The organism is Pontibacter sp. HJ8 (assembly GCF_054824225.1).
This window is the reverse complement of the sequence record NZ_JSYF01000020.1, coordinates 1-9,660: the sequence shown is the minus strand read 5'-3', so window position 1 is coordinate 9,660 and position 9,660 is coordinate 1. Positions and strand designations below refer to the sequence as shown.

The window sequence follows — 9,660 nt, the reverse complement described above, 5'->3', positions numbered from 1 at the left end:
AGCCGGCTTTACTAACCTGCCCCTTGATAAAGTGATCGCAGCAAAAATACACGGCATCACACCAGCTTCCATCCAGGAGCTGCAAGGGCTTGGGTTTGGGACTCTGAGCCTGGACAAAATGATGGAAGTGAAGATACACGGCGTAAATGCCGCCTACATCCAGGACCTGAAATCTGCCGGGATCAACAACCTGACGCTCGACCAGATCGTGGAAGCCAAAATACACGGGTTGAATGCAGCTTCCATCAAAGAGATCCGGTCGATGGGCTTTGAGGATCTGAGCTTCCGGGACATGCTTTCGGCCAAAATACACGGTGTCAACGCAGCGTATATCCAGGATCTCAAAAAAGCAGGTTTTGCCAATCTGACACTGGATAAAACCGTGGAAGCCAAGATCCACGGCATCAACAGTGATTTTATAAAACAAGCCCGGGATAAAGGGCACAACTTCAAGACCCTGGATAAATACATCGCCTTAAAAATCCACGGTATGGCCATCGAGTCACTGAAAGACTAGCCTATACATTGCACCCGAGTAACCTGATTTTTATCCTTTTCTGCCTCCCTTCCATAGGGATACCCAACATGCGTACAAAGCCCTTGTTTTCAAGCGTAGTGTGGCAAGTATCTTATGGAAGGGAGAAAGGAAATAAAAGTAACCGGATACTGAAATAATTTTAGAGGCGGATGCAACCATTGCTCGCCGGCCTTGTCTTTTAAGTGCATCAGCAGCTGACTCCTGCTATACTACCATAAAATATAATCTTACTACTATGAAAAAAAGAGGACTCTTTTTGTTGGGACAACTTTGCCTTTTTCTGAGCCTGGCAGGGGCAGGATGGGCGCAGGATAAGCCGCAGCCACCGGCCCAGACTACCCCGAAAGAAGCGGGCGCCATCAGCGGCGTGCTGACCGATTCGATTACCGGAAAACCACTGGAATACGCGACTGTCGCTTTGCTGGTGAAAGGGTCTACCCAGGCCCTGGAAGGGACACTGACGGATGAACGCGGCCGTTTTTCCTTCTCAGGCCTCAAGCCCGGGGAGTACGAACTGGCCTTCAGCTTTATCGGCTACAAGACCAAAACCCTCCGGCAGATCAGCATCACGGCAGCGAAGCCTCAGGCGGTAATAGGCAGTATAAAGCTGGGTATTTCGGCAGCAGCCACTACGCTCAAGGAGGTGACCGTGGAGGCACTGCGGCCAACCATCACGCAGGAAGCGGACCGGATGGTAGTCAGCATTGAAGGCACCGCATTAGCAGCAGGCAGAACGGCTTATGATGTACTGGCTACGGCACCGGGCGTATTTATCGACCAGGAGGGCAACATCCAACTCAACGGCAGGCCGGGTGTTACCATCATGCTGGACGGCCGCTTGACTTACCTTTCCGCCCGTGACCTGCGCACCTTGCTGGAAGGGATGTCAGCTGAAAACATCCGCAACATCGAGATCATCACCAATCCCTCTGCCAAATACGACGCCGAGGGCTCCTCCGGCATCCTCAATATCAACCTGAAAAAGAACCAGATTGGCGGCATGAGCGGCAACGTGTATGCGGGCGCTAACTACAACGGAAAGCAGTACGGTTACAGCACGGGCGGAACCATCAACTACAAAAAAGGTCCCTGGAATTCTTTCCTGAACCTAGACATGGCCCGCCGTGCCGGCGGCCGGGATGCCACCTTTTACCGGATGTTCCAGGGCGAGCAGCGCACGACCTATTTTGACCAGGTAGCCGATGGCAATTTCGAGGTGCAGGGGCCGCCGGCCGTTCGCCTGGGCACGGACTACAGCCTCAACGACAAGCACAGCATCGGCTTCATGGGCTATTACGCTACCAACGACCTGAAAGCGGACTTCCTGACGGAAACCTACATCGGCAATTCCCCAAGCCAACCTGACCTGTTTGTCGATGCGGACAACTTCAATACCAACACCTTCACGAACAGAACCGCAAACATGCATTACCTGGGCAAGTTCGACACCCTGGGTACCCAACTAATGGCCGACCTGGACTTCGTGCGAATCACGAACGTAGGCGAGGCCAACTTTTACAACTACTACGATTCGCTCAATGTCGACCAGCCCATCCGGCAGGACTTCCTCTATACCAGCACCCCGAATGAATTCAATATATACTCGGCCAAAGTAGACTTCACCAGGATGTTCTCCAGGGGCCGCAAGTTTGAATTGGGGGCCAAGGCCAGCCGCGTGGAATCAGACAATGACTCCCGTTTCTTCTTCAACAACAGCGAGGTGCCGGTGCTGGATCTGAGCCGTACCAACCACTTTGTCTACGACGAGAACATCTATGCTGCCTATGCCAACTGGAGCAGCAAGCTGAGCGAGCGCTTCAGCCTGCAGGCCGGCCTGCGCGCGGAGCAGACACAGTCACGGGGAGAGTCAGTAACGACAGGGCAGGTGACAAAGCGCAGCTACCTGGACCTGTTCCCGAGCCTGTTTTTGAAGCAGACGGTGAGCAAAGACTATGACATTAACTATAACTACAGCCGCCGGCTACAGCGCCCCAACTACGGTATGCTGAACCCGTTTTTCGCTTACCGCGACCCCTATACCTACTGGCAGGGCAACCCCTACCTGCGGCCGCAGTACACACATGCCATCGGTATGACGCATACCTTTAAAAAGCAGTATAGCCTGGCACTTAACTATCAGCTCAACGAAGACGTGATTGCAGAGCTGCCGGCCATCATACCTGAAACGTCTACTACCATCTATTACATCGGCAACGTAGACAAATCCAGGAGCCTGAGTGCGACGGCGATTGTGCCTGTCAAGTTCATGAAGAACTGGGACTCCAACAACACGCTGCTTGTGTCTTACAACGAGTACAATGTGGTGGTCAACTCGCAGTCGGTGATGAACGACCAGCTGTCCTATATGCTGCAGTCCAACCACAACATTCTGCTGCCCCTCAAGCTGAAGCTGGAGGTGAATGGCACTTATCAGGGCCCGGCCGCCTACGGACTCTACAGAGTGGACCCAAGGTGGTGGTTGAACCTGGGGCTCAAGAAAAGCTTCCTGGACGACGCACTGGACCTGACCGTCAACGCCAACGACATTTTCCATACCCAGCACCTGATCATCGCGGCCAATGTGGGCGAAGGCAATGTGAGCGATTGGGATCAGTATTTCCGGCAGCGCAACATCGGGTTTACGCTGCGCTACAAGTTCAGCAGAGGCGAGAAACTGGAAGAGCGCAAGCGCAATAGCCTCGAGGAGCTGAACCGTACCGGTGGTTGATAGAGCATTGTTTGTAAATAGGTGAGAAGGTGGGACTTTCTGAGTCCCAATTTCTTTTTATAGAATTCGGCAGTTAACCTCTTTTTGAGGAAGCTATACCTTCACCTTCTTCCAGTTGCCCTGCCGGAACAGCCACCAGCTGACGAGGGCATGAAAGGAATGGCAGCAGGCGATAGCCAGGAAGATGCCGGTACCAGCAAAGTCAAGCGTGATGGCCAGCAGGTAGGCCAGCGGAATCTCGATCATCCAGAGCACCACAATGTTAATGAGCGAAGGTGTCCGGGTATCGCCGGCACCGTTAAATGCCTGCACCATCACCATCCCAAGGCCGAAGAACACGTAGCCCAGCGTGATGATCTTCAGGGCTTCGGAGGCAACGCTGATCACCTCCGGTTCACTAGTAAAAAAGCCGGCCAGATGCTCTCCGAACAGCAAAAAAATGAGCGTGACGACTGCCATGAAGATGACGTTGTAGCGGGCCGTCAGCCATACCGCCAGTTCTGCCCGCCGGGCTTTCTGAGCCCCCAGGTTCTGCCCGACGAGGGTGGCTGCTGCCGAAGACAGGCCCCATGCCGGCAACAGCGCAAAGACGATGATGCGGAATGCGATCGTATACCCTGCCAGTGCATTGCTCCCGAACTCGGCGATGATCCGGGTAAGAAAGATCCAGCTGGCGGAGTCGATCAGGTATTGGCCCATACCGCCGGAGGCCACCTGGAGGATACGCCTGATCACCGAAAAGCTGATCACCAGGTTTGCCCGCACGATCTTCAGCAGATGTTTGCCATTGAAGAGGTGGTACAGCTGGTACACTACCCCGATACTTCTCCCGATGGTGGTGGCCCAGGCGGCTCCTTCCAGTCCTAAGCCATTCAGGCTGCCTATACCGAAGATCAGGATCGGATCCAGGATGATGTTGACCCCATTTGCCAGCCAGAGGGCACGCATGGCCAGGTGTGGCCGGCCGGCACCCCGAAAAACGCCGTTGATCAGGAAAAGCAGGATGATGGCCAGGTTGCCGGCATAGATGATCTGGGTATAGCGAAGTCCGTAGGCGATCACGTCTGGCGCGGCGCCCATCAGGGCAAGGATTTCCGCTGCATAATACGTGGCCACCACCCCCAGGAGCAGGGCCAGTATACTGCCTGTCACAAGAAGTTGAAACGTGATATTGCCCGCCTGGTGGTAGTTCTTCTCGCCGAATCTGCGCGAGACCATGGCCGTAGCGGCAATGCTTATTCCCATACCTACCGAATAGATGAGCATCAGCACGGTCTCGGTCAGGCCGACGGCAGCCACCGCAGTGGCGCCAAGTTTCCCGACAAAGAAGATGTCAACCACGGCAAACAGCGACTCCATGACCATCTCCAGGATCATCGGCACCGCCAGCAAAACGATGCTTTTTCGGATACCCAAGGTGGTATAATCCTGCTCCTTGCCCTTCACGGCAGACCAGATAAGTCGTAGGGATCCTTGCAAATTACTCATTAGCCAACCAGGTGAGTTGATGCAGAGAATACGGGCTGAGCCCCGCTTTTAGTTTTGTGCCTGACATCATGTCTGATACCTGGACAGACAGTACACCAGCAGAAACCGGCCTTTAGCATGGAATGATGGCTATAAGTAGGATTCTAGTTAGAAAAAAAGATAACCTTTTGTTCTGGTTTTCGCATAATTAAAGTGCTGGAAACAAGCTTATTCCTGTCTTTTATCCCCCACCCGATGGACTGATATATCTGAGCAAGTAGCAACAATCTCAACTCCTCCTACATGAAATCATACGACGAAAAACACATCAAAAACGTGGCGCTCATAGGCCCTGCGAAAAGCGGCAAAACAACCCTTGCCGAGACCATGTTGTTTGAGGCAGGCATCATCAACCGGCGCGGCACGGTGGAAGAGAATAACACTGTCTCGGATTACCATGAAGTGGAGCACGGGCGGGGAAGCTCGGTCTATGGCACCACGCTGCATACCGAGTGGCGCGACTACAAAATCAATATCATCGATACGCCTGGCTTGGATGATTTCATCGGGGAGGTGATCACCTCCATCCGGGTATGCGATACGGCCGTGCTCCTGCTCAATGCGCAGAACGGGGTGGAAGTGGGCACCGAGCTGCTGTGGAACTATGTGGACCGGTATAACAAGCCCACCATCCTGGCTGTGAACCAACTGGACTCCGGCAGGGCCAGTTTCAAGCAGACCATGGACGAGGCCAAGCGCTTCTTTGGCCCGGCGGTCACCATCATGCAGTATCCGCTGAACACCGGCCTGGGTTTTGACAGCATCATTGACTTGCTGAAGATGGTCCTCTACAAGTTTCCGGCGGGTGGGGGCAAGCCGGAAAAATTGCCTATACCCGATAGCGAGCGGGAAAGGGCGGATACTTTGCACAATGAGTTGGTCGAGAAAGCAGCCGAGAATGACGAAGGCCTAATGGAGCAGTACTTTGAAAAGGGCACACTGGACGAAGACGAGATGCGGCAAGGGCTGAAAATAGGGATGATGAACCACCAGGTCTTTCCAGTCTTCTGCCTGTCGGCCAAGAAAGACATGGGTTCCGGACGCATGATGGGCTTTATTGACAACGTAGCACCCTCTGCCATCGAGATGTCGCCCGAGAGGACCGAGGACGGGCAGGAGGTGCCCTGTGACCCGAAGGCGCCCACGCGCCTGTTTGTTTTCAAGACCCTGATCGAGCCGCGGCTGGGCCGGCTGTCCTTCTTCAAAGTGCTGGCTGGCGAGGTAGCCATCGGCATGGAGCTATTCAATGAGAAGACCAACACGATGGAGCGAATTGCGCATCTTTTCATAGCCGATGGCAAGAACCGCAACCCGATGGAGCGGCTGAAGGCCGGCGATATCGGGTGCACGCTGAAGCTGAAGAACACCTATACCAACCATACCTTGAATGGGAAGGGGGCCAAAGGCAGCATCCGGCCCATCGATTTTCCGGAACCCAAAACGCGTGTGGCTGTCACTGCTGAGAACAAACAGGACAACGAAAAACTGGGGGAAGTATTGGCTGAGATACACATAGAGGACCCGACGGTAGAAGTGGCCTACAACCAGGAAGTAAGACAGCTCATCCTGTCCACCCAGGGCGAGCTGCATTCCATGATAACCAAGTGGCGGCTGGAGCATGTGTACAAGATGCAGGTAGATTTCCAGCCTGTGCGGATTCCGTACCGCGAAACCATCCAGCGGGCCGCCACGTCCAGCTATCGCCATAAAAAGCAGTCCGGTGGCTCGGGGCAGTTTGGGGAGGTGTCGCTGAAGGTGGAGCCCTACTACGAGGGCATGCCTCCGGTGACGGAGTATCAGGTGCGCGATACGGAGACGGTGGACCTGCCGTGGGGCGGCAGGCTGGTGTTCAACAACTGCATCGTGGGAGGTGTGATCGATGCCCGCTTTCTGCCCTCCATCCAAAAAGGCGTGATGGAGAAAATGGCGCAGGGCCCGCTGACCGGCTCTTATGTGCGCGATGTACGGGTGAGTGTGTTCGATGGCAAGATGCACCCCGTTGACAGCAATGACATTTCCTTTAAGATTGCCGGCATGATGGCCTTTCGGGACGCGTTTATGCAGGCCGGGCCACAGTTGCTGGAGCCCATCCAGGAAGTGGACATAGCGGTGCCTGCCAGCTTGCTGGGGGACGTGATGACGGAACTCCAGATTCGCAGAGGCATGGTCCTCAGTATGGAGACGGAGGGCGTGAATCAGGTCATCCGGGCGCGTATACCCCTGGACGAGCTGGAAAGGCTGATGGCTTCGCTACGGAACCTCAGCCAGGGAAGAGCCAGGGTGCGCAGCCATTTCGCCGACTATGCCCCAGTTTCGCCGGATTTGCAGAAGCGCATCAGCGAGGAGTACAGCAAATCGGAGATGGCGGAAGCGTAAAAGGCTTGCCAGGTTCGTTTTTTCTGCCCGGATGTCAAAAGTAAGGTATAGCTGCCCGGCATTGCCCTGAGGCCAATACAGAGCCCGCCCTGTTGTTGGAGTCAGGTATAGTAAGCTTGTCCAGGAACCTATCGCTCCAAAGCACGTTCTGCAATGGGCAGCTGAAAATGACATCTGCTAAACCTACTATAGCTTATGATCGAACGCCAGGTATACCGCATGCCAAAAGCAGGCTCTATCAAAGATCTGACACGGCAGACAGAAGAATTGGGACAGCCCAGGGCCGATGAAGTGTGCGTCCGGGTGGAGGCGATCGGGCTCAACTTTGCCGATATTTTTGCCATGCAGGGCCTTTACAGTGCCACGCCCGCCGGGTCCTTTATACCTGGTCTGGAGTTCTCCGGAGAGATCATAGCGGTAGGAGAGGCGGTGGAAGACTGGCAAGTGGGCGACAGGGTGATGGGGGTTACCAAATTTGGAGGCTATGTATCGCACATCAACATCCACCGCCGCTATGTCATTCCGCTGCCGGAGAGCTGGAGCTTTGAGGAAGGCGCAGGCTTCCTGGTGCAGGGGCTCACGGCCTACTATGCCCTCACCGAACTGGGCAATCTGCAGCCAGGTATGGCCGTGCTGATCCACAGCGCGGCAGGCGGAGTGGGCATACTGGCCAACCGTATTTGTAAAAAGTATGGCGCCTATACCATCGGCACGGTAGGCCGGGCTGATAAAGTTGATTTCCTGCTTGCCAAAGAAGCTTATGATGCAGTCATTGTGCGGGAAGATGATTTCTATGGAAAACTCAAAGCGGCGCTCGGCAACCGGCCCCTCCACCTTATCATGGAATGCATTGGCGGAAAGATCCTGGAGCAGGGTTGGAGGGCAATGGCTCCGATGGGGCGGATGGTGGTGTATGGCAATGCCAGCTTCAGCAGTCACGGTGCACGGCCCAATTACCCTCGGCTCCTCTGGAAGTTTCTGAAGCGTCCGAAAATTGACCCCTTGCGTTTGCCGACCGAAAACAAATCCCTCATGGGCTTCAACCTCATCTACCTCTACGAACAGACGGATATGATGCACCAGATGCTCAGCGGCCTGCAGGCCCTCCAGCTCAAGCCCCAGCACATTGGCCACGTATTTCCTTTTGAAGAAATGCACGCCGCCATTCACTTGTTTCAGCAAGGCAAAACCGTGGGAAAGGTGGTCGTGAAGACGGACTCTTTGGCGTAGGAGCAGTTCGTAGCCTATCTGGCAAGTAAAGTAATGCTCTATACCTTCGCAGCCCTTGGTTGAGCCCAAGGTAGCTGGAGGTAAGGAGCCCCGACAGGTATAGAACAGCCCCATCCTGGATGTTGTCCTGTACCTAGGCTGTCATCTCACACCATCGGCAGACGCATAGGCTGCGCCGCACGCTCTCTCCCTTTTACTTTCACAGGTATAGCCGCCATACAGAACGAGTCTATACTGCTGATCAGCCGCAATTTGCAACGCATTTAATGTGTCGCTACCTGGTCCATGATGGTTGGCTATACCTATGACCCTTTCAGCTATTGCCTTCAAAATACTCAGAAGTAGGTATTTCATATCGCTATATATCTATGTTTGTTTGTAAAAAATATTGGAAGGATGAAGTTTTATGTAGCCGGCTTGCGTCAGATCACCACAATGGTGGCAAATGGCAGCCGTATCTTGAAGTTGTGTATGTTCCTGATGCTGCTGACCCTGCACGTTGGCTGTGAAACTACCGAGGATCCGGACCCGGTAGCAGACCCGGGCACAGGAAGTGGTTCCGGGTCCGGCTCCGGTAGCGGAACAGGTTCAGGAAGCGGATCCGGAACAGGATCTGGTTCAGGTTCAGGTAGCTCCACCCAGACCGGAATCTATTGGAGCAGAAATGACGGGAATGGCACGGCCTACCTGTATTTGTCCGGAACAGTGGCCAAAGCATGTGCAAACGGTAAAGAGACCTTGGGTAATTTCAATGCCTCGGAGCCTTCCATGACCTTCAACATAGAAGGGACTGTACTCAAATTCCCTTTGAAGTTCGATGGCAATTCTTTGTTAGTGGGTGTTCCTTCGCAGGGAGTTAACACCCATAACGCGACCTATTATGCCAAAAGCAGCGTCTATACCTGTAGTGGAGGAAGCAGTGGCGGCGGTGGCAGCGGGGGCGGAACAGGTACCACCTCCAACGGGCAGGTTTTGTTCTGGACAGCATCCAAAACACTGGGCGGCTCTTATATCAACGTGTATGTGGAGGGAGCCTATGTGGGGCAGATCACCAGTTATTACAGCACAGGACCTTCGTGCGGAGCCAGTGGCAGTGCTTCGGTCACGAAAGCTCCCGGCACCTATCAATTTACAGCGGCCGGAGAAGACGGTACCAAATGGAGCGGAACTGTGACCGTAACAGCAAATGGTTGTTATAAAATGCAGCTGACTTAAAGTTTGGAGTACAGGCATCCTGTTTAAACAGGTTCATTTTAATAAA

The 9,660-nt window shown here is 54.1% G+C and carries 6 protein-coding genes; 5 read left to right on the top strand and 1 reads right to left on the bottom strand.

The window, feature by feature from the left end; translation table 11 throughout:
- Together OB13_RS01050 and OB13_RS01045 are read left to right on the top strand one after the other, a co-directional pair.
- A partial coding sequence (locus OB13_RS01050; RefSeq protein WP_461488286.1) for a hypothetical protein occupies positions 1–517 on the top strand: 517 nt, incomplete at its 5' end.
- 256 nt (positions 518–773) lie between these two features.
- A complete protein-coding gene (locus OB13_RS01045; RefSeq protein ID WP_461488285.1) occupies positions 774–3,266 on the top strand; it encodes an outer membrane beta-barrel protein in 2,493 nt (830 codons plus the stop codon).
- Between the two features lie 93 nt (positions 3,267–3,359).
- Here OB13_RS01045 and OB13_RS01040 read toward each other — a convergent pair whose 3' ends face one another.
- Positions 3,360–4,754, bottom strand: coding sequence for an MATE family efflux transporter (locus OB13_RS01040; RefSeq protein ID WP_461488284.1), 1,395 nt, complete (start codon positions 4,752–4,754; stop codon positions 3,360–3,362).
- 282 nt (positions 4,755–5,036) lie between these two features.
- Here OB13_RS01040 and OB13_RS01035 point away from each other — a divergent pair, with 282 nt between their 5' ends.
- The 3 genes from OB13_RS01035 to OB13_RS01025 all read left to right on the top strand — a co-directional run bounded on the left by OB13_RS01035 (position 5,037) and on the right by OB13_RS01025 (position 9,614).
- Positions 5,037–7,169: an elongation factor G gene (locus OB13_RS01035; RefSeq protein ID WP_461488283.1), complete on the top strand. Its 2,133-nt coding sequence runs from the start codon at positions 5,037–5,039 to the stop codon at positions 7,167–7,169.
- A 195-nt stretch (positions 7,170–7,364) separates the two neighbouring features.
- Entirely contained in the window at positions 7,365–8,399 is a 1,035-nt protein-coding gene (locus OB13_RS01030) for a synaptic vesicle VAT-1 family membrane protein (protein WP_461488282.1), read from the top strand.
- 396 nt (positions 8,400–8,795) lie between these two features.
- The gene (locus OB13_RS01025) at positions 8,796–9,614 is read left to right on the top strand and encodes a hypothetical protein (protein WP_461488281.1); all 819 of its coding nucleotides are present in this window, start codon (positions 8,796–8,798) and stop codon (positions 9,612–9,614) included.
- Positions 9,615–9,660 lie beyond the last annotated feature (46 nt).

Excerpts from the sequence above, each read along its gene's own strand:
- OB13_RS01045 (WP_461488285.1), top strand. The coding sequence starts at position 774 with ATGAAAAAAAGAGGACTCTTTTTGTTGGGACAACTTTGCCTTTTTCTG.
- OB13_RS01040 (WP_461488284.1), bottom strand. The coding sequence starts at position 4,754 with ATGAGTAATTTGCAAGGATCCCTACGACTTATCTGGTCTGCCGTGAAG.
- OB13_RS01035 (WP_461488283.1), top strand. The coding sequence starts at position 5,037 with ATGAAATCATACGACGAAAAACACATCAAAAACGTGGCGCTCATAGGC.
- OB13_RS01030 (WP_461488282.1), top strand. The coding sequence starts at position 7,365 with ATGATCGAACGCCAGGTATACCGCATGCCAAAAGCAGGCTCTATCAAA.
- OB13_RS01025 (WP_461488281.1), top strand. The coding sequence starts at position 8,796 with ATGAAGTTTTATGTAGCCGGCTTGCGTCAGATCACCACAATGGTGGCA.